The following is a 26,763-nucleotide window of genomic DNA, read 5'->3' on the forward strand; positions in this document are numbered from 1 at the left end:
GCTCGCCGCAGCGCCCCGGCACGGTCAAAAAAAAATCCGTCAGAACCCCAGCCGTACGTAGAAATCGAAACGCGGGCTGTACTGCCGCGTATAGACGCCGGCCTTCAGCGGCCATCCGGCCTCGAAATCCGCGCTCGCGTACTTCATCAGCTGCAGCCGCGTGCCGACGCCGACGCTCATCAGGTTGAAGCGCGACGTCTGCTCCGGCAGCGGGCTCAGCAGCCACAGATGCGCGGCGTCGAAAAATGCGTGGAAGCGCCACTCGTTCACGCGGCTGCCGACCGCGCCGCCGAGCCACTTCGACAGCGACGGGCTGCGCAGCTCGAGCGACGCGATCACGCCGCTGTCCGCGGTGTCTTCGGCCTGCATGTAGCCGCGCACGCTGTTCATCCCGCCCGCGGCGAACTGCTCGCTCGACACGAGCGGCGAGTTCGACAGCTGCGCGCTCACGTGCGCGTTGGCCTGCATGTCGTTCGCGAAGCGCTGCGTATGGTTGACGTCGAACTTGCCGTACACGAAATCCGGCGTCGCGTTGTAGCGCTTGTTGTCCCAGGCACCCCAGTCGCTGCCGAGGCCGCGGATGTTGGTCGTCAGCGACGCGGAGAACGACGTCTGCGAGTTCGTCAGGCTCAGCTGGCCGCTGTACGAGAACGTCACCGGCACATAGGTCAGCGGCGCGGTGGAGGTCTGGCCGACCACGCTCACGTTCTCGTCGTAATGCTTGCGGTCGATCTCGATGCTGACCGTGTGCGCGTAGGTTTCGGATCCGGGCAGCGCATAAATCGCGGTGAAGCCGTACGTCGTGCCCTTGCCGAGCACGTTGGTGCCGCCGACCGACGCGACGTTGCTGTCCGAATGCACGACGGTCGCGAGGAAGCTCCAGCGCGTGTCCCTGATCGGCGCGAGATACGAAAACGCATAGACGCGCGCATCGTTCGGATGCTGCGGCGCGATCACGTAGGTGCCGGAGATCACGTGGCCGAGCTGCCAGAGGTTCGAGTAGCTGAGGCTCGCACTCGTGCGCAGCGCGGACGTGCCGGGGCTGTTGTCGTTGTTCAGTTCGAGCGTGCCGTGCAGCGGGCTGTGATCGTCGACCTTGAGATCCACGTCGACCGTCTGCGGCATCGTGCCCGGCTTGAGCACCGGAATCACCTGCCGGTCCGCCGAGCGGTTCAGGCCCGTGAGCTGCTGCTGCGCCTGGTTGAAGTCGGGCACCTTGCCTTCGGCGAGCGCGGGCACCGCGTCGCGGATGTTCTGCGGCGAGTCGTATCGCGCACCTTCGACGCGCAGCCGGCCGACCTTCGCCTCGGTCACCTGCAGCAGGATCACGCCGTTCTTCACCTGCTGCTGCGGCAACTCGACGACGACCGACTGATAGCCGCGATCCTGATAGACCTTCTGCAGCGCATCGCGCGCGCCGTTCACGTCGGCCAGCGTGCGGCCCGGCCCTTCGAACGGATAGACGGCCTTCTCGATCTCGAGCGCGGGCAACGTCGTGTTGCCGCGCACGACGAATGCGTTGACGTCGAACGTCTGCGGCGCCGGCGCTTGCGGCGCGGCGGCGCTCGCGGCCGGCGCCGCGGCGGCTTGCTGTGCGCGCACGCCCGGTGCGCCGCACAGGCCGCCGGCCAATACGGCGCCGGCCAGGCATCGGCATCTCAGCCGCCATCGTTCGCGTGACTTGCGGTCTACTCTCGGCGGCATGCGCCATTCCCCTATGTGGTTCCGATTCCCGGACCGGCCGTGCTGCATGCGCCGCCCGCTCCGTTATCAAATGCCTGTTTCACTTTGATGACGCTTGGTTCGCCATCCTTATCGTGGACTGCGCGGTGCGTTGCCGAGATTTCCGATACCCGCAGCCGTAGCATCGAACGATGGCGCCGTTCGTGTCGCCGCCGTCGCACTGTCGAACGGCCTCGACCGTGTCAATCGGAAAGGACGAATCGTCATCGCACAACCCGCAACCATCGACGCGGCCGCATCGCATTCGACCGCGTCGCGAGCGTGCCCGATGCACCGGCTTGCCGCTCTCACCTACCTAGACGGAACGAAGTACGCATTGCCGCAAACTTTTTTGTGCGAGCAGCCGGCGCGACGCCTAACACGTGCAGCCGCCGCTCGGCCCGCGAATACGCGCGGCCGACGGCGCCGCTCCAGCAGCGGCGTCGACGGCATGCGGCCTGCAATGCGCGCACGGCGGAAGCCCGCGCGCTCGCGCGGGATGCCGTGCAGGAATGTGCGTGGCCCCCGGTTTCGTATGCGTATCGTTTGCGTGGCCATCACGGCTCTACGGCGTTGCACTTGCTTGCAGCGTCGGCAAACGTACGCCGCCCGACGGGCATCGCGCGATGCGCGACGCGCCATGCGGGCAGCCCGACCATCGTCTGATGCTATCGGGAAGTTTTTGTGACATTGAGCTGAAGATATCCACCAGAGCGACGGCGATCGCGCACGCATCGTGAAAGGCTGCGGTATCGCGCGCCCCGATCCGTCTTAATCAAATGAGAACAACACGCCGACGAAGGGTCCGTTTCATGTCATTCGCCACGATGCTCGTGCGCTGGCTCGCCGGTCGAATCGCCGGCGTGGCCGCACCGCCGAACCCGCAGCGCGCGGCCGTCGCCCGCAGCACCGTGCCGCCGCGTCCGTCGCGTCCGTTGCGCTGGCGGGCGCCGTGGCTCGCGTGGCAACTGCTGTCATGGTGCGCATTGACGCTGCTCGCACCGCCGGTCTGGTCGATCGGCGCGCTGCTGCTGGTCAACGCGTCGAGCGACCAGCCGCTGTTCTGGGCATTCGCCATCGCGATCGTGCCCGTCGCGAACGGCATCGCGATCGTCGCGGCGAATCAGCGCCATCACCGCATGCCGTTCACGCGCCGCTCGACGGTCGCGCTGTTCATGTTCTTCGTTGCGACGGCGATCGGCTGCACGCTGTTCGTGCTGCTGATGTGGCGCTCGCATGCGATCGCGGCGCTGGTCGGGCCGCTCGCCGTCGACGGCGGCGACCTGCGCCCCGCGACGCTCGCATGCTGGGTCGCGGCGCTTGCGGCGACGTTCGGCGTCACGTCATCTGCGCATGCGAGCATCGCTCACGCATGGCTGGCGTTCGAGGCCTGAATCAGGATCTGAACGCGGCTGCGACCACATAACGGGGGCACGCGAATGCATCGATACGGAAGATCCTGTGCAACACGCGCGCCGCGCGCGCGCGGCATCGCGATCGTGACGGTGCTGCTGGTCGTCGCGCTGGCGGCGACACTCGCGGCCAGCGTGCTGTGGCGCCAGCAGGTGGCGACGCGCGACGTCGAGAACCAGCGGCTCGCGACGCAAACGATGTGGGTCGAGCGCGCCGCGGTCGAATGGGCGCGTGCGCTGCTGCGCGCGCAGAACGCGACGTCGAACGTCACCTTCGTCGGCCAGCCGTGGTCGACGCCGTTCGCCGACGTGCGGCTGTCCGACCTGCTGCCGCCGGATGCGATCGCGGTCAATGCAGAGCTTGCGCGCGCGTCGATCGCCGGCAACGTCGAGGACGCGCAGGCGCGCTTCAACCTGCTGAACCTCGTGTCGCGCGTCGCGCCGGGCAAGCCGTGGCAGGCCAACGCGGAAGGCGTGCTCGCGTATCGGCGCCTGCTCGGCGCACTCGGGCTCGACGCCGCGCTCGCGCAAGCGACGGCCGACTACATGCTGCGCTCGCTGCGCGACACGAACGGCCCCGACGGCTGGCCGCTGCAACTCGTGAGCGTCGACGATCTCGCCCGCATTCCCGGCTACGACGCACGTGCGATCGATGCGCTCGCACCGTTCGTGACGGTGCTGCCCGACCTGACGATGGTGAATGCGAACACGGCGGCCGAGCCGGTGCTCGTCGCGGCGATTCCGACCCTGTCGGCAAGCCAGGCAAAGCGGCTCGTCGACCGGCGCGCCACCGCGTACTTCGTCAGCACCGGCGACATCGCCGAATATCTGCTGCCCGCGCCGGGCGGCAACGCGACGCTGCCCGACGGCGCGGCCGTGGGCGTCACCAGCGGCTACTTCATCGTGCATTGCCGCGTGCATTCGGCGCGGATCAACGCACGCGTCGACACGCTGATCGCGCGCTACGGCAGCGGCAACTTCACGTGGACATCGGTGATCTGGGTGCGGCGGCTCACGAGTTGAAGCGGGCCGCGCTGGTTGCGCAGGCGCCGCCGCGCTAGACGGGCGACGACTCGGTCAACCCGACCGTGCGCGCCGCTTGCGGGGCCATCGCACACTCGAACGTCAAGCGCGTGAGGCTCGTCTCCCGCACTTCGCCGAGCAGGCGGTTCCAGTCGTCGATCGACACGAGCAGCGCGATCGGCCGGTTGTATTTCGTGACCATCACGAGCGCATCGCCCGCATGCCGCAGCGCCTTCGACGGATTGCTGCTGAAGTCGCGCGTCCCCATCGCGATCGTGCGCAGGCTGAACACGTTCGCGGCCGTATCGTCGCCGTCGTCGTGCAGCAGCCGTTCGAGCGTCGCCGCGCGCAGCAGCGCCTGCGATTTCGCGGACAGCCGGTCGCGCCGTTTGCGCCGCTCGCTGCGCGGATCGACATGCACGGCGAGCAGCCGCACGATCTGGCCGAGCGTGGTCGCGGGCAGCTGGTCGTAGCGGCGCCACCAGTCGGGCGGCAGCGCGACCATCATCCCCGCGTAGACCGCGGTGACGCCGTCGGCGATATGCGCAGGAAGACGCTCGGCGTTGCGCGCGTCGAGGTCGAGCGCCGCGCCGATCACCTGGGTCATCATGCTGAACGCGTTGTACGCGAGCGCCGCGATACCGCACGCGAGCAGCGACGCGCGCGCCGGCGCGTCGCCGAACGGCGCACCTTCCCGTACCGGCTCGAGCGGCAACGGCAGCGCGTCGCGCCAGCGTCGGCGCGACAGCTGCACGATCTGCACCGCATCGAACCGGGCGGGCGACAAGTCCGTCAACAGCGTGGTCGTCCCCGCAAGCTCGCCGTCCGCCCGCGCGCGACGCCATTCGATGCGGCGCAACGCACCGGCCGCATCGTCGTCGCCCGCCATCGCGACCGGCTGCTCGTACACAAGGCCGTCGCCGCATGCGCCGGCCTCGCGCCACGCACCGAGCGGCCGGCATCCGCTTGCGCGCCCATGTTCGCGCAAGATCAACGCGCCGCCGCGGCGCGGCCAGCCCGACAGGATCGCATCCGCATCGAAGCCTCCGTCGACGATCCACAGCTCGCCGGGCCGCACCGTCTCGAGCAGCGCGGCGACGAACGCGCGCGCGTTCTGCCGGCCGCGTTCGACCGGCAGCAGATCGACGATCAACCCGAGATCGGGATCGTAGACGGGCAGCACGCGCGCGCCGGTGTCGGGCGCGCGTTCGCGCGCAGCAGCGTCGCGCGGCCGACCGCCATCGCCGGCATCCGGCGCGGCCATCCATCCGTCGTCCGCGTCCTCGAGCACGCGCAGCCGCATCCCCTCGAATCCGCGCTCGTCCGCGCGCACCGCCGCGATCGGCTGCAGCAGCTCCGCGCTGTCCTTCACGAGCGCACGCCCCCAGCCGGCGCGCAGCCGGCTCATCGCGTCGTGCAGCGCGGCGACCGCGGCGCCGCCGGTCGATGCGCTGCCGCCCGCATCGGATCGCGTGCGCGCCCGTGCGGCGATCGCCGCGATCGCATCGACCGCGCGCGCGAACAGCGCCTCGCGGATCGGCTCGTCGTCGGGCTCGCCGCCTGCATCGTCGCGCGTATCGGGCCAGTCGTCGTGCAGCGCGCATTGCAGCATGAGCCGCGTCATGATCGCCATCGGGCTCTGTTCGACGAAGCGTTCGACCACCGCGCGCGTCATCGGGCCGCTCCGTATCGTTCGCCCCGGCACGCTCGCCGTTGCCGGGCCGCAGCAGCCGCCTCGCGAGCGACCGAACGCGCACCGCCGCCTGCCGTCGCGGCGCGCGGTTCGCCATCGACGCACGCGGTGACGCGCACTTTACTTACGCGCACGTCGCGACGATGCCTGACTGGCGCCCGGCGCAGGTCCGGCACGGCGGCGAGCTGCTGCAATGGATGGTCGACCATATCGTTGCTCTGCAAGAATCCGCCCGTTGTTCGAACGCTTCCCGTTTCTGTGTGAACCGCCACGCGACGTGGACGATCGGCTAGACGCCGCGCGGCGTGGCACGTACGACTGCCCGCGGCCGGCCGCTCACTGCGCCACACCCCACGCCCCACGCGGCGGCGATCCGCAGGCCCGCATCGGCCTCCGGTCCCGCTTCACGGCCCCCTCGCTCTCTCGTATACAAGGTCGAAGCGGGCGCGCCTAACCCGCAGAATTTCGCGCACGACGCGCTGCCGCGCAGACGAAAACGATTCCGCCGCGGCCCGGCATGCCGCGTGGACCGGGCGCTCAATGCGTACGCGTCGAGCCGCCCCGCTCCGGGCCGCCGATCGCCGCGAGCACGGCCCACATCCAGATCAGCTCGCGCACGGTGCGCGCATGCTCGTCGCTCTGCGCGCGCCAGCGCCGGAACGCGTCGAGTTCGTGTTCCGTGGTCTCGCCGGTGCGCAGCCACAGCAGCCAGCGCACCGCGCCTTCGCGGATCGCGTCGGCGCGCGCGTGCGCGGCGCCGGAATCCGCATCCCGTTGCGATTCGTCGATCATCACGCCACCGCCCGAAGCTGCCTCGACACCGATCCCCCGCGCCGCGCATCGCTGCACGGCCGGGGCGCCCGCCATCCACGCCCCGGATCCGACCACGCGCCACCGGGCAGCCGCATACGGCGGCCCGACGTTTGCCGGCCCTCATTGATCAGGTCGTATCGGACGACGGTAACCCGCAACGCGCGCGCGGCAGCGCGAGCGCGCCGCCCGTTGCGGCAGAGGAAGGAGAAAGAAGGCGAAGAACGCGCCGGTCAGCTCAGCAACACGATGTTGCCGGGCAGGCGCGTGATGTGCGCGCCGTACAGGCGGCCGACCATGTCGATCACGTCGTCGAGCCGCGCGATCGGAAACTGCGCCTGCATCCGGTTGGCGCCGAGCGCGGTGCGCCGCAGCACGACCCGGCCGGGACGATAGCGGTTGATTTCGTCGATGACGCTCGACAGCGGCACGTCGTTGAACACCAGCATGCCGCGCCGCCACGCGCTGATCGCGCCCGGATCGGCGCGCGTTACGGGCTGCACGCCGCGATCGTCGTAGACCACCTGATCGTCGGCCTTCAGCGTGCGCGCGCCGCGCGGATGCGCGAGCGCGACCGTGCCGGACAGGCACGTCACGCACACCTGCGCACCGGTGCGCCGCACGTTGAAGCGCGCGACGGTAGCCTGCATGCGGCCGTCGCCGGCGACCACGGTCACCGGCTGGAGCGGCGTCGCGCGGCCGGCGAGCGGCGTGGCCGCGTCGATCTCCGCCTCGCCCGCGACGACTTCGACACCGTGCGCGGCATCGCTCGCGGGCAGCATGTCGATGCGCGTCTGCGTGTTGAGCGCGACCGTCACGCGCGACGACAGCGCGACGCTGCGCTGCTCGCCGGTGCCCGTGTGGTAATCGGCGGTCAGGTCGCCGAGCGACGGCCACAGCTGCAGCGGCGGGCGCACCGCGAGCCACGACGCGCCCGCGGCTACCGCGAAGCCGATGAACGCGCGGCGGCCCGTGCGCATCGTGCGCTCGCGCTTCGCGACGCTGGCCCACGCGGCGTTCGTGCGTTCTTCCTGCGCGAGTTCGGCGGCCGCCGTGCGCAACGATCCCCACGTGTCGCGCAGCAGCGCGGCCGCCTGCGGACGCTGCGCGCACCAGCGCTCGAACGCGTCGGCGTCGGCCTGGCTCGCTTCGCCCGAGCGCAGACGCAGCAGCCACGCGCTCGCTTCGTCGAGGGCGTCGTGGGCGGGTTCTGCCTGGGCTTTCGTCATCATCCGGGTACTCAAAATTTACGCGGCCCGCCTCGCGAGCCCGTGTACGAATCGCCGTCTTCCTGCATGCGTTGCAGGCAGTACTTCATCGCCGCGCTCAGTTCGCTTTCGACGAGCCGCAACGAGATGCCGAACTGCTCGGCGATCTCGCGGTTCAGCAGCCCGTCCACGCGCGCGGCCAGCAGGATCGCACGGCGCCGCGGCGGCAGGCCGAGCAGCACGTCCTTCAGCGTGTCGACCTTGCGGCGCGCCGCAACGATGCGCTCCGGGTCGGCCAGCTCGTCGGGCGTCTCGAGCAGCGTTTCGACGTCGTCGTCGTGCAGATGGCGGCGCTCGCGGCGATGCTGGTCGATCGCGACATTGTTCGCCATCCCGAGGATGTAGGCGTCCGCGTTCGTCACCTGCGTCGACACGTTGGCGTTCTCGAGGCGCAGCCAGGTCTCGTGCAGCGCGTCGGTCGCGCCGTCCTTCGAGCCGGTCACGCGCTCCAGACGCCTGACCAGGTACGCGTAGCGCGCCGCCAGCAGCTTCCGGAGGCCGCCGCGCGTGGTGTCGGACGTATCTGACGTATCGGACATGTCGCCCTAGCCTCGCGACGCCGCCGGCGGACAACGAAAATGCACGCCGTTGCCTTCCGGCCGCAGCAGGATCGTGACCGGCTGCGGCAGGTCGGCCGGCGGCGCATCGTCCAGCTTCAGCGCGCGCAACGCGTGCAGCACCGCCGCGTCGCGGGCGGCCGAACCGCTCGATGCCACCATGTTGACTGCCACCACCGTCCCCCTGTTGTCGATGCGCACCTGCGCGACGAGTCGATAGCTGCCCGGCACGGCCGCGGGCTGCGCGCACAGCGCATCGATCAGATGCGCCTGCAGCATGCCCGCGAACGCACGCCGCTCGCCCGATTCGCCTATCCCGTCGATCGGCAGCGCGGCGTCCGATGCGTCGGCCGCGGACGGCGCCGCATCGGCGGCCGGCTGCGCGACGATGATCGCTTCGTCGGGGCGAGCGAATTCCGCGCGCAACCCCGTTCCTGCCAGCATCCGCTCGAGCGCGTCGCGCGGTGCGAAGTCCCCCTGCACCGGTGCGCTCGTGCGGCCGTCGAGCAGCGGCGCCGGCGCGAGCACGAGCAGCTCGGTCAAGCGCGCGAAATCCTGCAGCGCCTTCGCGAGCGGCTGCGCGCGCAGCGCGAAGTGCGCGACGCTGCCCGGCGGGCGGCCCGCGACACCCGCCTCCTGCGCGAGCGCGCCGCGCAGGCACGGCACGACGAACACGAGCCACGCGACGAGCGCCACGACACCGGTCGGCGCCCGTGAACGAGTCATGAATCCCTGGTCGGAAGTGGAGTTGCACGCCGCGTGCCGGAACGCATCCCGCCGACAGCCGTACCGTCGCGAGCGAACGTCAGATTGTGAGCGGCCACTGTGACAGCCAGGTGAAGCGTGCGGTCGCGCGAAACCGGCCCGCCTCATGCGCCGCATCGCTCACGGCCGGCGCACGACGAAGTTGCCGATACCGGTGCCGACCACCGCCATCCGCACGTCGCCGGACCACAGCGTGATCGTGACGGGCACGTCGATGCCCTCGTTGCCGAGCACGACCGGCGACGGTGCGTCGCCGCCGCCGGTGTAGCGTACGGTGACGCCGGTCACCGCGGCGCCCCAGCGGCGCGCGCGATACAGGTCGTCCGTCATCGGCGCCCAGCCACCGCCGTCGGTGCGCTGGACGAACCGGTAGCCGCCGCCGACCGCTTGCCATGCGATCGGTATCGAGCGCACCTGCGCGTCGTCGCCCGCCGATTCGAGCAGGTTCGCGAGCCGCTGCGCTTCCTCGGCGAGATCGGTACGGCGATTGCGCGACGGCGTGAGCGTGACGACCGCGACCAGCAGCCCGACGATCACGAGCACGACCAGCATCTCGAGCAACGTGAAGCCGCGTTGCGTGCCTGCGCGCGGCCGCCGCGCGTCCGTGGTTCGTGGGTTTTCGTGCCGCGTCATCGTGGATTCACCGTTGCGTCAAAGAATGGAAAGCGTCGCCCGAACCGCCCGATCGCCATGAAACCGCTCACGCTGCTCCACACCGTCGCGTCCCGCGCGGATCCCGTCGCCGTCGTCGCGACGCTGGCCGCCGCGGCCGCGCTCGTCGCCGTATCGCTGTATGCGGTACGCGTGCTCGGCACGACCGCAGCGCCGGTTGCCGCGCCGATGCTGCCCGCACCGCCCGACGTCACGGCCGGCGCACGGCTGTTCGGCGCGCCGCCCGATGACGGGCGCGATGCGGTCCGGGTGCTCGGCGTGATCGCATTCGACGCACGCCGCGCGGCCGCGATCGTCGGCGTCGGCGGCGACGCGGCCCGCGTCGTGTCGCGCGGCGCGCCGATCGGCGCAACCGCGACGCTCGCCGACGTGCGCGCGCGTTCGATCGTCGTCGAGCGCAACGGGCTGCGCCGCGAGATCACGCTGCCCGCGGCCGGGCACGCCGACGCGTTCGTGCGCTGACACGCCCATCACTGCACCATGTTGTTCAGCTCGATGATCGGCATCATCACCGCCAGCACGATCACGAGCACCACGCCGCCCATCGCGAGGATCAGCAGCGGTTCGAGCAGGCTCGTCAGAAACATCGTGCGGCGCTCCAGCTCGCGTGACTCGCCTTCGGATGCGCGATCGAGCATCGTCGTCACGTCGCCGGTCGCTTCGCCCGAGCGGATCAGGTGCACGAGCACCGGCGGAAACGTCTTCGTATGGGCCAGCGCGCGCGACAGCGCCGAGCCTTCGCGCACGCGCACGATCGCATCGTCGACGTTCGCGCGCATCGCGCGGTTCGACAGCGTCTCGCCGGCCGCCTGCAACGCGCGCAGGATCGGCACGCCGGCCGCCGTCAGAATGCCGAGCGTGCTCGCGAAGCGCACCGTGTTGTAGCCGCGCACGAGCTTGCCGGCGAGCGGCGCGGTCAGCACCCACGTGTCGAACCTGAGGCGCGGCGCATCCCGCGACAGCACCTTGTGGATCGCATAGACGATCGCGACCGTCGCCGCGAGCGACGCCCACCACCAGTGCCGCACGAAACCGGACAGCGCCATCATCACGACCGTCAGCGTCGGCAGCTGCTGCTTCGTGCTGGTGAACACGTTCGCCACCTGCGGCACCACGTAGCTCAGCAGGAACGTGACGATGCCGAACGCGATCAGCGTGACGATGCCCGGATACGTGAAGGCCAGCAGGATCTTTTGTTTCAGCGCGTTGCTCTGCTCGATGTAGTCGGCGAGCCGCGCCAGCACGACGCCGAGCTTGCCGGTGTGTTCGCCGGCCGCGACCAGCGCGCGGTAGATGTCGGGGAAGTCGCGCGGATGCTGCGTCAACGCATTCGCGAACGAATGCCCGCCGACCACTTCCGCGCGGATCGACGCCATCAGTTCGCGCACGTATTCGCGCTCCGCCTGCTCGCTCAGCACCGACAGCGATTCGTCGAGCGGCAGCCCCGCGACGAGCAGGCTCGCGAGCTGGCGCGTGATGATCGCCTGTTCGCGCTGCGACAGCTTGCGGCCGAGCGACAGACGCCGCTGACGCGCACCGTTCAGACGTTGCGCGGCCAGTTCGACGACGAGCGGGGTGAGGCCTTGCGTGCGCAACTGGCTGCGGCCGGCGCGCGCGCTGTCGGCTTCGAGCACGCCCTTCAGCGTGCGGCCGGTGGGATCGATCGCTTCGTAGCGGAATGCCGACATGCCGGGATTCTCCTGTCACGTACGCGACCGCCCGCGATGACTTGAGACGGCAAGGCGGATCGCGTCGCCCGCGCAAGACTAAGGCGCGAACCGGCGCAAATTTGTGACGGATGTTGGGCTACCTTTTTGATCGCGGCCGATTATCGGCCGATATGATTCAACTCGCCTCACAAAAAAACGATTTCATAACACGCACCTTAATCTCCGAATCTTTAAATCACTCGCTCTTATAATGCAGATCGAATACTCGATTCAATACGTTTCGCCGATTTAAATACGCCGACGAAAACGTCGTTCAAGCGACGACGCGTGAAATGTTACGCACCATTCGACATGAAACCGACTTGGCATTGGGTTAGCGCTTTGCAGTGCGCCGGCTCGGCGCAAGCGCGGCGCCCGGGCGAGCATTGCGACGATGCGTCGATGCGATGCCCAACATCCGGGACGCCGGTCCGCAGCGAACGCAGGCGAAATAACCGCATCGCCAATTCCAGTAACGAAAAGCCGTATTCGCTCAAAATGTTACGCATCATTCGTTATGAAAAATTCACACGGACATTTTCGATTTACACCTACATTTACCCGGCGGTCCACAAGTATTCCAACCGCAGTAGCAGGGGTTCCCGTTTATCTTCGTCCAAGGAAATTTCTCATGAAATCCAGCAAGCGCAAGATCTGTCAGGTCCTGGCTCTCGTCGTCGCGGGCATGGGCGCATCGGTGGCGATGGCCGCCGGCCCGGTGCTTCAGGGCGGCGGCTCGTCGCTCGTCGCACCGACGATCGGCGCCGTGTCGCCGGCGTCCGGCGAAATCGGCCTGTTCGGCACGTCCGAAGGCACGTTCACGTACTACTCGGTCGGCTCGGGCGCCGGCCAGAACGCGTTCCTGAACAACCAGCCGACCTTCTTCGGCTCGGGCGTGACCGGCACGGTGCATTTCGCCAACAGCGATGCCGCGCTCACGACCGCTCAGGTCAGCGCGTACAACAACACGGGCCTCGGCACCAGCAACGGCCCGCTGATCCAGATCCCGTACATCGTGACGGCCATCACGGTGCCGGTCGTCAACGGCCCTGCCGTGACGAGCACGACGACGCCGCAAACGACGCCGGGTCAGGCGCACAGCGTCGCGCTGAACGACGACGACCTGTGCGGCATCTTCTCGGGCAAGCTGACGAACTGGAACCAGGTCACCAACCCGGAAACCGGCTCGGCCTATCCGCTGAACAAGGCGATCTCGGTCGTCTACCGTGCGGACGGCAGCGGCACGACCGAACTGCTGACCCGCCATCTGCACGCGGTTTGCACGACGGCCAATACCAAGACCGGCGTGTCGTTCGTCGATTCGCTGACGTTCGCGAACACGGTCGCATTCCCGTCCGGCGTGCCGGCGAACTTCGTCGCGGCGTCGGGCAGCGGCGGCGTGCGCGCTTCGCTCGCGTCGTTGTCGGCTGCCGGTACGGCCGCCGTCGCGTATCTGAGCCCGGACTACACGAACACGTTCCTCGCGTCGCAAAGCTCGGTCGTCACGTCGTCGGGCGCGCTGCAACTGCCGATCGCGAGCCTGTACAACACGGCGGCCAAGGCGTACTACGCCCCGACGTATACGAACGCCAAGACGGCGCTCGGCACGATCGCTCCGCCTTCGGGCATTGCCGCCAGCGATCCGACCAACTGGGTGCCGGTGTCGGGCTCGGCGTATACCGCATTGGCGAACCCTGCATCCGGTTATCCGGTCTCCGGCACGAGCCAGATCATCCTGAGCCAGTGCTATGCGAACGGCGCCGCGGCTACGGCGATCCACGACTTCCTCAACAACCACTACACGAACGCGAGCTACGCGTCGGTCGTGCACGGCAACGGCTTCGACACCGTTCCGTCGAGCTTCCAGACCGCGATTTCCGCGAACTTCCTGAGCAACTCGAGCGGCAACTTCCTCGACATCAACGACTCGACCATCTGCGGTTCGGGTGGCTACGCGGGCCGGTAAGCCGGATCGCTTCCGAATCGGCGCGCGGATGAAGCGCGTCGAGTGACGGACGGAGCCCCAAAGGTCGGAAGCCGACCTTTGGGGTTTTTCATTGCGGACAGCGCAGCGATTCACGCGAGCCGTGGTGAAGCGATGCATCGGGTTCGAACCGAAAGGAGAGAGCCGAGCGCCTGCGCGATACGGCGCTGCCCGATGCGGCACAGTGAGCCGATAACCGATCACGCTGGGGCCGAAGCACACGGCGTCTGCGACTGCCCCAGCGTCGATGAAATCTCGCCAAGCACTACGCGCGTCACATCGTCGATCTCGATGTCGACTTTCCGCGGCCGGCGACCGACGTCACCCGTCGCCGCCCCGGCAGCGCGCGTCCCGCTGCGACGCGCGCTTCAGAACCGGTTCAGCTTCGCCAGCTCGTCCTTGCTCAGCAGCGTCTTCTGCGTCGCCCCCGGCGCGCCGAAGCCGAGCAGCGAAACCGAATTCGACGAATCGTAGCCGACCTGCTCCGGCCTGCGCCGCTTCGATCCGCCATCCGGACCGTTGTCGCCGAAGCCCTCGACCTGCACGCTGATCGTCCAGCGACGCGGCGCGACGCCCGACGCGTTGTTCTTCGCAATGTCCTGCGCGGCCTGGCTCGCGGCCGAGGCGGCCGAACTCGCGGCGGTCAACGCCCCGGTGTTCACCGCCTGCACGAGCGGGATGCCGTTCACGGTGCCCGTCACCTGGATGTTGTCCGCATTCACGACGTGCAACGCGGCAACGTTCAGGTTGCCCGCACGAATGCCGGCGTCGCCCGCATCGACGGTGCCGCGCGGCGCGATCAGATTCACCGTGCCTTTCGGCGCGCCCGGTATGCTCTGCAGCGTCGCGATGCCGGCGCCCGTCACCTGCCCGCGCGCGTCGACGGTGCAGTAATGGTTCGCGTCGCACACGTACTGCGGCGCCGGCGTGTCGGCCGCCGTTTTCGCGCCCTTGCCCGCGTTGATGTCGCCGCTCGAACTCCAGATCGTCATGTCGCCGCCCTGCTCGGTGAAGATCCGGCTCTGCGCGAGCAGTACGCTCTGGTCCGTGAAGATGTCGACGTTGCCCTTCTCGAGCGTCAGGATCCCCATCGTGCCGGGGCCGGCGACCACGCTCCCGGTGCCGTCGACGATCTGCGGCGGCGCCGTCGTGCTGCCGACGAGCGCCTGCCCGCCGGGGCCGAGGATCGTCACGTCGCCGCCCTGCTGGGTCTGGATCGTCGTGCTGCGAATGTCGAGATTGCCGGTCGCGACCTGCCGGTTCGCGCCGTTCGATCCGCCGCCCAGACTGTTCGCCGTATAGCCCAGCGAACCGGGGAACAGTGTGTTGATCGCCTGATAGCCTCGCGCATACTGGCCGCGGTACGGACTCGACGGATCGTTGTAGTCGGCCCCGACCTGCGCGAGCACGCCGAACAGCACCTTCTGCGCGAAGCGTTGCTGCACATACGACGGCAACGCCTGGAATTGCTTCCACGCTTCGGCGGCCGTCAGCCGGCCGACGTTCGCGAGCGCCGCGTCGTGGTCGGCCTGCAGCCCCGTATCGACGCGCAGCCCCGCGTCGTACTGCTCCATGAACGCGATCAACGCCGGCGTCGCGCTCGGCACGCCGGCGACCGAACTGCCCGGCGCGACGTAGGCCGCCACGAAACCGGGAACATCGATGCCGGGGCCCACGCCGAACAGCACGTCGAGGTTCGCGCTCTGGTGCGGCAGATTCGGGTTGTTCGCGTTGCCGACCGCGTCGATGCCCGTGAACACGTGCGCGATTCCGCCTGTGTTGGCGTGCTGGTTGTAGAGCTCGGCCTGGCTCGTCAGCGGGCCGATGTTGCGGCCGGCCTGGACATCGAACCAGCCAGGGCCGCCGACCGACAGGACCGGCACCACGCCGCTGCCGTTCTGAGGCGTCGGCGTGTCGTATATGTCGCGGCCGGCAACGATCCGCGTCACGTCCGAGCCGCGCAGGTTTTGCCCCCAGAACGCGAGGTTCACGATGTCCTGTCCGGCCTGCACGAGCGACGGCTTGTCGATCGACAGCGTGAGGAGGTTGCGATAGAAGCCATCGCCGTCGGCGGACGTGTCGGCGACGCCGTTGACGATGCTGCCGTTCACGCTGTAGATCCGCGCCGGGGTCGCGTCGTCCCCGTGCAGCGCCGTGCGCGCATGGGCGGCGAGCGTCGCGTCGGTCAGCGCCGGGATCGCGGCGACCGGCAGCGGGTTGGTCGGCGACGGCATCGTCGACGGATCGGCGTCCGACAGGCCGAATTGCGTCGCCGGCGCCGTGTCGCTGCCGACCGACAACGCCGCGGCGTTGGACAGACGCACCGACCGATCCGCGATCAGGTTCAGTTGTCCGAGCGCCGACGGAAACAGCGTACCGCCCGATTCGACGTCGATACCGCCGCTGAATGCGGTCAGATTGACGCTGGCCGGCAGCACGCCGTTCGCACCGGTCAACAGGCTGCCGATTGCGCCGAGCCGGATATCGCCGGTCGTCGACGACACGTTCACCGACGAGGTCGGCGAGTAGCCCTGGCTGTCGGCGTACTGCCCGTAGTACTGCAGGTTGATCTGGTGGGTCGGCGAATCGCCTGCCTGAGGGAACGCGCTCGCATACGACGGATCGAGCACCGCGCCGAGCTCGACACCCTGTCGGCCGGTCACGTCGAACACGCCGTCCTGGGTCGCCAGGATCGTCGATACCGCTACTGGAGCTTGCCCGGGGATCGACACCGGCACCGCGATGTCCGAGCCGATGCTGCCGCCTGCCGAGATCACGCCCGCGCCTTTCGCGACGAAGTAAGTGCCGCTCAAAATGTCGCCGTCGGCGCGTACCGACAGATTGCCGCCGCCGACGGTGACGGGCTGGCCGGTTGCGTCCTTGTACCAGGTGGTCGGCAACGACACCGCGAGATCCGAAATATTCCCGCCGGCACTGAGCGAGACATTGCCGCCGACGCTCATCACGCCCTGGTCGAAGGCGCCGAAATCGATCGAGGTCCGGGCCAGCGGAGCAACGAGTGTGTTGCCGTCGGCCGTTTTCGCGCCGGTGATCTGCATCCACTGCCACCAATACTGGTCGATCGAGTTACCGGCATTTCCGGTCACGGTTCCGTTCGCGTCGATCACCTTCTGCATGCCCTTGATGTCACGTCGCGCATGAATCGTGATGTCGCCGGCCGAATCGGGATTCACTGCCGAAGTCACCAGAACGTCCTGCAGGCCGGCGACGTTGCCATGCGCGATCGCGGTCGTCAAACCGACCGGCGGCGCGCCTGCCGCCGGCGCGCCGGCCGTATAGATCACGCCCGGAATGATCAGCGTCGACGGATCGGCGACCCGCGACGTGTCGAACAACGACACGTCGTTGCCGGCCGCCACGTCGATCGATCCCTTGCCGGTCCGGATCGTTACCGGTTCGACGAGCGTCAAGCCGTTGCTGTCCACGTAGCCCGTGTGCCCGCTCAGCACCACGTTGCCGAGGTTGGCGGAAGCCGCCGCTGCGTTCGTGGACGTCGAAGCCGGCTGCAACGCGAGCGGGTTCGCGCTCGACACATCGGCGCCGGACACGATCCGGTACGACGAGCTTTCGCCGCCGAGCAAGGTCGCGAAAGCGACCGGTAGCGGATTGTTCGCGGTCGGCACGTTCGCCGCCGCGTTGCCGGGTAGCGCGCCGATATTCACGACGCCGGTATCCGGCACCGACGAAGGCGCAATGGGCGCATAGAACACGTTGTACGCACGTACGGGCGGTGTGAACAGGCTCGGGAGCCGACGATTGAAATAGCGTGAATATGCGAGCATATAGTTCGCGTAATCGGCAAGGTAGGCACGCTGCTCCGACAACGTCGCGTTCGCGGCCAGGCCGGTCGGCGGTGTCGGTGCGGCAGGTGTGCCAAAACTCGTAACCGTCCTGGGGGTGTACCCATTCATGTAAGTGCCGGGCGCGGGGCCGCTCGTGAGGTCAGAGCCCCAATAGGCCGTCAGATAGTCGCTGTAGGTCGAATGATCGGCCAGTACCGGCGCCGGCGTAACCGACGGCCTGACCGGCAGAATGTGCCCGGTGTAAATCGATGCGGAATTCGGCGACGTCCACGCTTCGATATCCTGTTGCCACGCGCCGGTATATGACAGATATGCCGAGTAATAGCCACCGGTCTGCCCCGTCAGCGGCGATACCAGCATTGCATTCGGATCCAGCGACGTGAGGCCCGCCGTTCCCCCGTTCGTAAACGTCACGGTCACCTGCGTCGGATCGTCAAGCGACACCAACTGGTCGAATTGCTGCTTCGCGTCCGTATAAGTGCCGGTTGCCGTAGCCGGCCCCGATCCGCCCAGGATCGACGCCACCTGGCTCTGATAAAACCCGTCCGAAATGCTTGCGTACGCATCGAAATCGTTGGCCGCGCGGAACGTCAGCGTCGGCGCGATCGTCGACCGATAGCGGAAATCCGGCGTGATGCTGCCGCTGTTGTTCGGTGCGCCCGCGCCGAGGTTCCAGTTCGACAGCACCGAGATATTGCCGCCGTTCACCGCATGGCCCGGATTGGCGAGCTCGATGCCCGGCGCGACGCTGAAATTCTGCAGCGATGCAGCGGCGAACTGGCCGGCGACGCCATCCGGTCCATGCTGGACGAATGCCATCAGCGTGCCCGGCGCTGCGCCGGACGCGTCGGCGCGATACCCGTAGAACGCGACATGATCGGCGTTGGCGGCCGCGGCGGCGAAGTACGCGCCGGACAGCCCGGTGAAGCCGCTGCCGGAAATCCCGTTGCGCAATTGATCCTCGGTCACCGCCGTCGACTCTCCGGTCGCGTCGTTGACGAGCGTTCCGCCGCCCGCGCCGCCCGGCGTATAGCTGTACGTCGCCGGCGTGCTGCCCGGCACCGTGAACGTGCCCGCCAGCAGATGGCCGCTGCCGTCGTACCAGCCGGCCGGATCGACGAGGCCGTCGAAATGCTGCGAGCCGGTCGTCGCATCGGCGGTGCTCCACACCGCATACGCTTCGACCGTCGTCTTGCGCGACCCGCGCACGCGGCTTCCGTCGAGCACGACGTTGACCGTGCCGTCGCGCAGCAGCGGCGCGCGGAAATCGACCGTGCCGTCCAGCGTGCCGCCGGGCGTACCGCCGGACACGTCGATCGACGCATTCGAACCGAGCCGGATCGCGCCGGACTGCGCGGCCGACACGTTCTCGTAGCCGTAGCTCGCGTTGTACGGATCGGCGACGGCCGGATCGAACGTCGCGCTCGTGCCGATCGCGACCTTGCCGCCGCGCTGGCTCGCATCGGTTGCCTTCGCGAGCAGCGAGCCCTCGATATCGACGCCGCTCTTGCCGTACAGGCTGATCTGCCCGCCCGCCTTGCCGGACGCATCGATCGTCCCCAGCACGTCGACGTTGCCGTTCGCCGCATCCGACGCGTTGCCCGCGCCGCCGTCGGCCGTCAGCGACACCGCGTGAGCGGACAGCGCATTGCCGGCCGACAGCGTCAGGTTGCCCGAGCGCGTGTGAATGTCGATCGACTGGTTCACGCCGCTCGACGCGAGCGTCTTCGCCAGCGCGTCGAGGTCGGCCGCACCGGCCGTGTCGAGCGACAGCGAGCCGCCCGCATAGCCGCTCGCCGCGCCGCCCTTGATCGTGCCGTTCAGGTTCACGACCTGCTTGGGCGCCGACAGCGTCAGGCTGCCCGCCGCGCCGCCGCCCTTCGCGCCCGAGAAATCGAGCGTCGCGCCCGGCTGCAGGTCGACCGTCCCCGCATCGGCGGTCAGCGTGATCGAACCGGCCGGCGCGTACTGCGTCACGTCGAAGAACTGCTTCGACACGCCTGCCGAACTGACCGTCGAACCGCTGCCGATCGTCAGATTGCCGGTGGTCGCCTCGAGGCTCACGTTGCCGGCCGGCGCCGCGATCGTCGCGCCGTTGTCGGCGAGCGTGGCGCCGACGAAGTGCCATGCACCGCCGACCGGCGTCTGCGGCAACGCGGCGCCCGCCGCGCCGTTCAACGTCAGCGCGCCGGCCGTCTTCACGGTCGACGCGGAACGCGTATCGGCCAGATACACGGGCGCGTTCAGCGTCACCGGCAGCGCACCGAAATCGAACGTCCCCGTGCCTTGCCCGACGATGCCGGCGCTCGCGCTCAGGTTCGCCGACGCGAATCCGCTCAGCGACTTCGTGCCGGCGCCGAAATCGATCTCCTGCGCGTTGACCGTCAGCGTGCCGCGGCCCGGCGTGACGGCGCCGTTCGGCGCGCCCGTCTCGTTGGTGAACGCGATCTGCTGCCCGTTCAGCGTCACGCGGCCGCCGTCGCTCGTGAAGGTGCCCGCGCTGAGGTCGACGTGCTTGCCGAACGTCGCATTCACGTCGCCGATGAAGCCCATCGCGCCATAGCTGCGCAACGACACGAGATCGGCGTTCGCGAACTGCGCGAGGCCCGACGGATCGATCACGAAACCGGGCAGGCTCGCCGCGGCTGCGCCGCCCGCATTCGTGAACGTGATCGCCGAGCCGTCCACCGTGATCGCTTTGGCCGACAGCAGCGCGCTCGGGTCGGCCTTCAGCGTGCCGGACGAATCGAGCAGCAGCGCCTGTCCGCCCGACAGCGTCGCGCCCGCGCCGACCGTCAACAGCCCGGCGCCGGTCGCGCCGCTGCGCGTGAGCGGCGCCATCGCGCCGTTCGATACGCGCAGCAGCGCGCCGTCGCCTGCGATCGTGATCGGTTGATCCTTGGCCGCCGGGTAGTCGCCCGCCGCCGCGATCGATGCCCCGGCGTCGACGCGCAAGCCGTTCGCCGCATTCGGATCCGTACCGCTCGCGTCGGTTCTCGTCGCGATCAGGATCTCGGGGCCCTTCAGCGACGAACCTGCGTCGTTCGACACGACCACGCTGTTCGCGATCGGCGTGATCGTCACGCCGTTCGCGGTCGCCGCACGCGTGCCGCCGATCAGCAGGCTGCCGGCATTCAGCGAATCGAGCGCATCGCTGCCGATCTGCAGATAGCCGGCCAATGCCGCGCTGCCGCTGCCGGTGATCTGGATGTCGCGCGACGCGATGTCGACCTCCGCCGGCGCGCCGAGTGCACCGGGCGCCGCGTTGAGCGTCGCGCCGAGCGCCAGCGCCTTGGTCGCGGCGAGCACGAGCTGACCGCCGTCCACCGGCAGCGGCGGCGTCACGTTGCCCTGCTTCGCGGCCTGCGCGGCGAAGAAATCGTTCGCGCCCTTCAGCGTGTACTGCGAATACTGCTGCCAGGTTGCGCCCGACTGCACGTCGAACAGCGTCGGCGTCGCGCTGCGGCCGCCGGTGACCGCGTCGGCGAAGTAGCCGGCCGTCGTCACGGTGCCGTCCGGCCGCACCTGCGTCGCGCCCGGAACGACGTTGCCGCCGGTGCCCGACACCGTCACGCGGTACGCGCCCGGCAGCGTCGCGTACTTGCCCGGCAACAGCGTGTAGTAGCCGGGTTTCAGGCCCGGCACGCCGGACAGGTACACAGCCTTGCCGATCGCGTCGTGCAAGCCGGCCTGGCCGACATCGAGCGTCGCGGTCGTGGTCGTCGGCGTCCCGTTGCTCGCGACGCCCGGCTGCAGCGTCTGCGCGAACATCGGATCGTATGCGGCGACCGGCGACTGGACGCCCGGCACGATTGCGTAGACGTTCCCGGCGCCGGCGTTGACCGGCACCGCCGTTGCCCCGTTGCCGCTCGCATAGCTCACGTTGTATTGCGCCAGCACGTCGCGCGTGCCGCCCGTGCCCGGCACCCATTCGGCGGCCTGCAGATCGCCGCCGCCCGACAGGTCGATCGTCGCGCCCTTGCCGAGCGCGACGCGCGCGCCGTTCACGCCCACGTACTTCGCGGGCGGCGCGTTCAGGTCCCCCGCCGACGCGCCGGCGAGCGGATTGAACTGCCATTCGACGCCGTCGATCGTCGTGCCGTACGGAATGATCGACGTGCCGTTCGAGACCGACGTGACGCTGCCGTTCGCGAACGTCACCGAATCGGTCGCGACGAGCGGCAGCGTGCCGAACTGTTTCTGCGTCGCACCGCTCGCAGGATCGCCGACGCCGAACACGAGCGCGCCCGACGGCGCGCGCACGGTGCCGCCCTGCACGATGTCGGTGGCGTCGACGAGCAGCGTGCCGCCCGCCGACAGTGGCGTGCCGGACGCGCCGGTCGAGCCGAACGTGACGGTGGTCGGCGCACGCTGGCCCGTGACCGGATCGACGGGACCGACCGCATCGACGATGAAGGTGCTGCCGGTGGCCGGATACAGGCTCGCCGCATTGAACGTGACGTTGCCCGGCGTGTACAGCACGCCCGGCAGCAGCGCATTGCCCTGCTGAGACACGCTCGTCGAGCTCAGACGGATGTCGCCGCGGCTGCTCAGGTTCGCGTGACCGAAGTTGTTGAGCTGGATCTGGTTGCGCAGATCGACGAACGACGCATTGACGTTCAGCGTCGCATCGGACAGCGTCTCGACCGGCGCGAACTGCGGCGTCGACGACGTTGCCGTCGGGCCCGCCAGCGCGACGTACGGCGCGTCGATCGTCACCTTCGTGCCGAGCGGGTGAGCCGGCGCCTGCGACAAAAGGGCGTCGAGCGCCGAACCGGCGGCGCCCGGCTGCTGCGGCGTCGCCAGCAGCGTCTGCAGCTGGTCCATGCCGATCGCGGCGATGCGCCCGCCATTGAGCGTCACCGACTCGGGCAGCGCGAGGCTCACGTTGCCCGCGAAAGCGATCGTCGGCACCGGCGCCGAAAGCGGCGACGGCGTGCTGTCGCCCAACACGAGATTCGCGATCCCCGAACCGTCGAGGCGATCCGCGGCGAACTCGATCACGCCGCTCGGCTGGCCGGCCGCGCTATCGGCCGGCGTCGGGACAGCCGCGCCCGGCGCGAACCCGGCGGGCAGCAACGTGCCGCTCTGCCGCACGACGAGCGCGGTCGCGCCGGGCGAACCGCCGTTCTGGTGCGGCAGGATCGTCAGCGTGCCGCCGCGCGCTTGCGACGCGCCGCCGTGGCCCGCCAGCTTGCCGTCCGCGAACAGCCCGTATGCGGCCGACAGCGTGATCGAGCCGGCGTCGCTCCACACCGGTTGCGACGCATAGGCGCCGTTCGCCTGCAGGCGGTCGAAGTTCGTCGACGCGCCCGAGACGTCGATCGTCGAGCCGGCTTGCGCGACCACGTAGCCGGCATCGCTCGACAGCGTCACCGAGCCGCCGGGCAACACCTTGCCGGTATGCGGCGTGACCGTCGTCGCGCCGATCCTGACCGGCGCGGCCAGCGGATCGGCCAACGCGACACCGGCCGCGTCGAGCGTCGCATCGGCGCCCAGCCACACCGAGCGGCCGGCGCTCGGCGTGAACACGATGGCTTGCCCCGGCTGCGCAAACGGGCCGCCGCCCGTATCGGCGCTCAGCGTGATCGAGCCACCCGGCGCGACCACCGAGCCGAGCACCGTCACCTGCAGCGGCGAACCGAAGCCGATGCTCGCGCCGGCATCCGCATGGATCGACGCGCCCGACGCCAGCGTCACGGCGCCGGTCACGTCCGCATAGGACGGCGGCGGGCCATTGGGCGTGCTCTGCCAAGTCAGATAGTTGCCGCCCGTCAACACGAGGCTCGTCGGTTGCCGGTGATAGGCGTCGAGTTGCCCGATCGTCGTCAGTCCCGCCGACGCGAGGTTCGCGCCCGAACCGGTGCGCTGCAGCGCGAGCGCGTCCGGCATGCGGTTGCGTTGCGTCAGCGCGAGCGTCGCGCCCGGCGCGATGGTCGAGCCGTAGTACGCGTTCAGCACGTACTTGCCGAAGCCCTGCTGCGCGAAAAAGCTGTCGGGCAGGTACACGTCCCACGGCGAGGCGGCCGAGCGGTCGCCGCCGATCCGCAAGCCGAGCGCCTCGAGCGTCAGCGTGCCGCCGCCCGAAAAGCCTTCGCTCAGTATCGTGCCGCCCATCGCGATCGTGCCGGCGCTCGGCTGCGTGGCGGGCAGCGGCGCACCGCCGTCGAGCGTGTGACCGAACTGCCTGGTCGCGCCGGATGCCGCATAGGTCTGCAACGTGACGTTGCCGCCGCGCCCGACCGGCACGCCGTCGCGCATCAGCAGTTGCCCGTTCGCGAGCATCTCGCCGCCGCTCGACACGTCGAGCACGCTGCCCGGCTGCAGCACGATCGAGCCGGTCGCATCCACGTCGGCGCCGTTCACGCGCGTCGAGCCCTGCATCGCCGACAGCGAGATGCTGCCGCCGTCGACGAACTGGCTGTTGCCGGGCGTGGTGCCCGGCGCGGCCTGCACGTCGTTGTTCACCCACTGGCCGGCCGCGTCGAGCGCGCCGTGCGGGCCGACCACGACATTGCCGCCGCTCGTGACCGAAATCTTGCCGGACGGCGCCGAGACACGCCCCGCGATGTTCACGTCCGCGCCGATCGCCGAGCTGTCGAGCGAAACGGAGCCGCCGGGCTGCAGGTTCAGCTGCGTGCCCTGCGCGACCTCGATGCCCTTGCCGGCGTTCTTGTCGCCGGTCACGTTCAGGCTCGCGAAGCCGCCGCGATTCAGCGTCGCCACCGGCACGACCTGCGTGGCCGGCAGATTGTCCGGATCGTTCGCGGCGAGCGCCGCCGACGCGCTCGGGTCGAGCCGCGTGTCGATCGAAAAGCCCGGCATCAACGCGCCGAGCTGCGGCGCTTCGTTCTGCAGGATCACGAGGCCTGCGATGCCGTTGATCGTGAGCGACGTGCTGGCCGCGGCGTTCCACGCCATCCCGGCCAGCGCGCCGCCGGCCAGCTTCGGGTCCGCGCCGAGGTTGAACGTACCGCCCGACGGCAGGCTGTTGCCCTGCGTCTGCTTCGCGCCGCCGAACGCCTGCGCGCTGACGTCGCCGTCGAGCACCAGCGCCTGCGACGCGAACAGGTCGAGCGTGCCCGCATTGCCGCCGACGATGTAGTCGGCCTGGTACGCGGCGCCCGTCTGCAGCGGGTTGAACCACGACTTCGTCACGCCCCAGCGCGGATGGCTTTCGACGAACTGCCCGGCAATGCCGACATAGCGCTCGTACGGGCTCGCCTGCCCGATCGGCACGATCGCGCCGTTGGCGTCCACCAGCCGCGTCGTGTTCACCATCCCGCCGTCGTAATGCACGTAGCCGCCGTTCAGGTTCATCGACGAACCGGTCGCGGTCATCACCTCGTTGCCGGACAGCGTGATCGTGCCGCCGTTGGTCAGCAGCTGGTCGACGGTGCGCGGAATCAGGTTCACGTAGCCGGACAGGTTCAGGATCGGGCTGCCGACCCACTGCACGCCGTCGCTGCGCGTGCCGGTCAGCGTGCTGTCGACGACCACGCCCTTCAGCCCGAACAGGAAGCTGTTGCGCAACAACGGCGAGTCGGCCAGCTCGTTCTGGCCGATCCGGTCGATGGTCAGCAGCGTCTGCGAGATCGGCGCGTGCACGTCGGCCAGCCCCGATACGTCGATCGTCGCGCCGTCGTCCACGTAGATGCGGCCCGGCACCGCGCTCTGCCCCGGCGTCGAATTCGACACGACGGACGGCACATAGGCCGTCACCGACACGTTCGAGCCCGGCGCCTCGATCAGCGAGCCGCGCTGGAACCACACCGAACCGGCCGTCATCGCGATGCCGCCCGGCGTGAAGGTCGTGCCCGGCGTCGACGTCGCCGTCTGGCCGGCGCTGTCCGCCAGCACGGTGGTCACCGATTGCGGCCCGAAGCTCAGCAGGCCCGCGCGATTGACGTTGTCGGCACCGCCGGTCCCGCTGGAGACCAGCCCCGAGCCGGGGTACGGATTGCCGAGCGGATCGTTCGACGCATATTCGTCCGCGGTCGAGATCGTGATCGTGCCCGGCGTGTTCACGCTCGTCGTCACGCCGACCACGCCGTTCTGGGCGACGCGGCTGCCGAGCAGGTTCACGTTGCCGCGCGCGGCCTGGACGATGCCGGTGTTGGTCAGCGTGCCGGCGGGCGTGACGTCGATCGTGCCGCCGGTCTGCAGGTCGGTCTTGACGATCTGTCCGCTCAACTCCGGCAACAGCACCTGCGGATTAGCCGTCACGCCGGCGGTGTTGGGGCGCAGGCTCACGCCGACGCCCGCCGCCAGCACCACCTGTCCGGCCGTCGCGGAAATGCTGCCGGCGTTCGTCACGTTCGGCGCCGCGACCAGCACGAAGCCGCCGTCGCTCGCCGTCCCGTTGGTGTGCGTCGTGATCGACGCGCCCTGCTCGATGGTCACGTCGCCCGGCGCCTGATACGCGCCGCTCAGCAGCACCGGGCCGCCGAGCCCGAGCACCTCGTTCGGGCGGCCGATGGCGCCCGCCACGCCGCTCGAACTGCCCGATTGCGGATAGGCCAGGCCGCCCGTCTTGCCGGGCTGCACGCTCAGGAACTGCAGGTTGCTCGCGACGATGCCGTCCGCGGTCGGCACGAGCTGCTTCTTCATGTCGAGCAGGTTCAGCGACGACGCGACCAGCGAATGCACGTTGACCTGCGAGCCGGCACCGAACAGCACGCCGTTGCGGTTGATCACGTAGACGGCGCCCTGCGCGGCGATGTTGCCGAGGATCTGGCTCGGCCGGCCGCTCGGATCGTTGACGCGGTTCAGCACCGCCCAGTTGTTCGCACCGTTGGTCTGCGTGCCGCCCGACTGGTCGAAATTCAGCGTGGTCTGACGGCCGACGTTCATCGTCTCCCACGTGAGCACCGCATTCTGGCCGGTCTGCTTGACGTCGACGTTCACGTGCCCGTTCGCGTCGACGCTCTGCGTCGGCGCGTTCGCGTTGAACCACAGCACCGGGTTGCTCGTGTCGGCCGTCGCGCCGGCCGCCACCTGCAGCCCGCCCGGCGCGAGCCCGTTCGGCACGCTCGACGGCAGCTTCGCCGCGGCGGCGGCCGCGTTCTGCTGCGCGGCGATCTGAGCCGCGATCGCATGCGCGGCGTAGCCGAGGTTGCGGATCGACGGCTGGCTCGCCTGCGCCGCCTGCTGCGGCGACACGCCGAGGTTCGGCATGCCCGGCACGCCGCCGGCCGCGCCGCTGCCGCCGCCTGCGGCGCGCGCGGTGGCCGCGCCGAGGTTCATGATGCCGGCCGCGTGCGCATGCGCGGACGCCGCGGCCAGCAACATCAGCGCAGCGGCGCGCACCAGCGGCCGCAGTTC

The 26,763-nt window shown here is 69.4% G+C and carries 13 protein-coding genes; 4 read left to right on the plus strand and 9 right to left on the minus strand.

Features of this window, described 5'->3' with window-relative positions; all coding sequences use genetic code 11:
- Positions 1–39: 39 nt before the first annotated feature.
- A complete protein-coding gene (locus C3Y15_RS17950) occupies positions 40–1,704 on the minus strand; it encodes a ShlB/FhaC/HecB family hemolysin secretion/activation protein (protein ID WP_224056195.1) in 1,665 nt (554 codons plus the stop codon).
- Positions 1,705–2,534: 830 nt separating this feature from the next.
- On the opposite strand from C3Y15_RS17950, the gene C3Y15_RS17955 reads away from it, so the two are divergent.
- The gene (locus tag C3Y15_RS17955) at positions 2,535–3,116 is read left to right on the plus strand and encodes a hypothetical protein (RefSeq protein WP_046425334.1); all 582 of its coding nucleotides are present in this window, start codon (positions 2,535–2,537) and stop codon (positions 3,114–3,116) included.
- 45 nt (positions 3,117–3,161) lie between these two features.
- Positions 3,162–4,157 carry a type II secretion system minor pseudopilin GspK gene (gspK, locus tag C3Y15_RS17960; protein WP_069240332.1) on the plus strand — a complete coding sequence of 332 codons (996 nt, stop codon included), beginning with the start codon at positions 3,162–3,164 and terminating at the stop codon, positions 4,155–4,157.
- 34 nt (positions 4,158–4,191) lie between these two features.
- Here gspK and C3Y15_RS17965 read toward each other — a convergent pair whose 3' ends face one another.
- The 6 genes from C3Y15_RS17965 to C3Y15_RS17990 form a co-directional block, all read right to left on the minus strand.
- The gene (locus C3Y15_RS17965; RefSeq protein WP_069240333.1) at positions 4,192–5,832 is read right to left on the minus strand and encodes a type II toxin-antitoxin system Phd/YefM family antitoxin; all 1,641 of its coding nucleotides are present in this window, start codon (positions 5,830–5,832) and stop codon (positions 4,192–4,194) included.
- Positions 5,833–6,387: 555 nt separating this feature from the next.
- Positions 6,388–6,642, minus strand: a complete 255-nt coding sequence (locus tag C3Y15_RS17970) for a DUF4880 domain-containing protein (protein ID WP_059560454.1) — start codon at positions 6,640–6,642, stop codon at positions 6,388–6,390.
- A 251-nt stretch (positions 6,643–6,893) separates the two neighbouring features.
- Positions 6,894–7,892, minus strand: a complete 999-nt coding sequence (locus tag C3Y15_RS17975; RefSeq protein ID WP_052691538.1) for a FecR domain-containing protein — start codon at positions 7,890–7,892, stop codon at positions 6,894–6,896.
- Positions 7,893–7,900: 8 nt separating this feature from the next.
- Positions 7,901–8,467: an RNA polymerase sigma factor gene (locus tag C3Y15_RS17980; RefSeq protein ID WP_011882516.1), complete on the minus strand. Its 567-nt coding sequence runs from the start codon at positions 8,465–8,467 to the stop codon at positions 7,901–7,903.
- 6 nt (positions 8,468–8,473) lie between these two features.
- Complete coding sequence (locus C3Y15_RS17985; RefSeq protein WP_034195242.1) at positions 8,474–9,211, minus strand: secretin and TonB N-terminal domain-containing protein; 738 nt, start codon at positions 9,209–9,211, stop codon at positions 8,474–8,476.
- Between the two features lie 159 nt (positions 9,212–9,370).
- Positions 9,371–9,883 carry a GspH/FimT family pseudopilin gene (locus C3Y15_RS17990; protein WP_014725291.1) on the minus strand — a complete coding sequence of 171 codons (513 nt, stop codon included), beginning with the start codon at positions 9,881–9,883 and terminating at the stop codon, positions 9,371–9,373.
- A gap of 57 nt (positions 9,884–9,940) precedes the next feature.
- Between C3Y15_RS17990 and C3Y15_RS17995 the strand changes: the two genes are divergently transcribed.
- Positions 9,941–10,384, plus strand: coding sequence for a general secretion pathway protein GspC (locus tag C3Y15_RS17995; protein WP_059463096.1), 444 nt, complete (start codon positions 9,941–9,943; stop codon positions 10,382–10,384).
- An 8-nt stretch (positions 10,385–10,392) separates the two neighbouring features.
- Here the strand turns inward: C3Y15_RS17995 and gspF are convergent, their stop codons facing one another.
- Positions 10,393–11,610: a type II secretion system inner membrane protein GspF gene (gene gspF, locus C3Y15_RS18000; protein WP_014725293.1), complete on the minus strand. Its 1,218-nt coding sequence runs from the start codon at positions 11,608–11,610 to the stop codon at positions 10,393–10,395.
- 652 nt (positions 11,611–12,262) lie between these two features.
- On the opposite strand from gspF, the gene C3Y15_RS18005 reads away from it, so the two are divergent.
- Positions 12,263–13,597, plus strand: coding sequence for a substrate-binding domain-containing protein (locus C3Y15_RS18005; protein WP_045577856.1), 1,335 nt, complete (start codon positions 12,263–12,265; stop codon positions 13,595–13,597).
- 386 nt (positions 13,598–13,983) lie between these two features.
- Here C3Y15_RS18005 and C3Y15_RS18010 read toward each other — a convergent pair whose 3' ends face one another.
- Positions 13,984–26,730: a filamentous haemagglutinin family protein gene (locus tag C3Y15_RS18010; protein ID WP_069240637.1), complete on the minus strand. Its 12,747-nt coding sequence runs from the start codon at positions 26,728–26,730 to the stop codon at positions 13,984–13,986.
- Positions 26,731–26,763 lie beyond the last annotated feature (33 nt).

Source organism: Burkholderia sp. B10, from assembly GCF_004368385.1.
GTDB classification, from domain to species: domain Bacteria; phylum Pseudomonadota; class Gammaproteobacteria; order Burkholderiales; family Burkholderiaceae; genus Burkholderia; species Burkholderia vietnamiensis.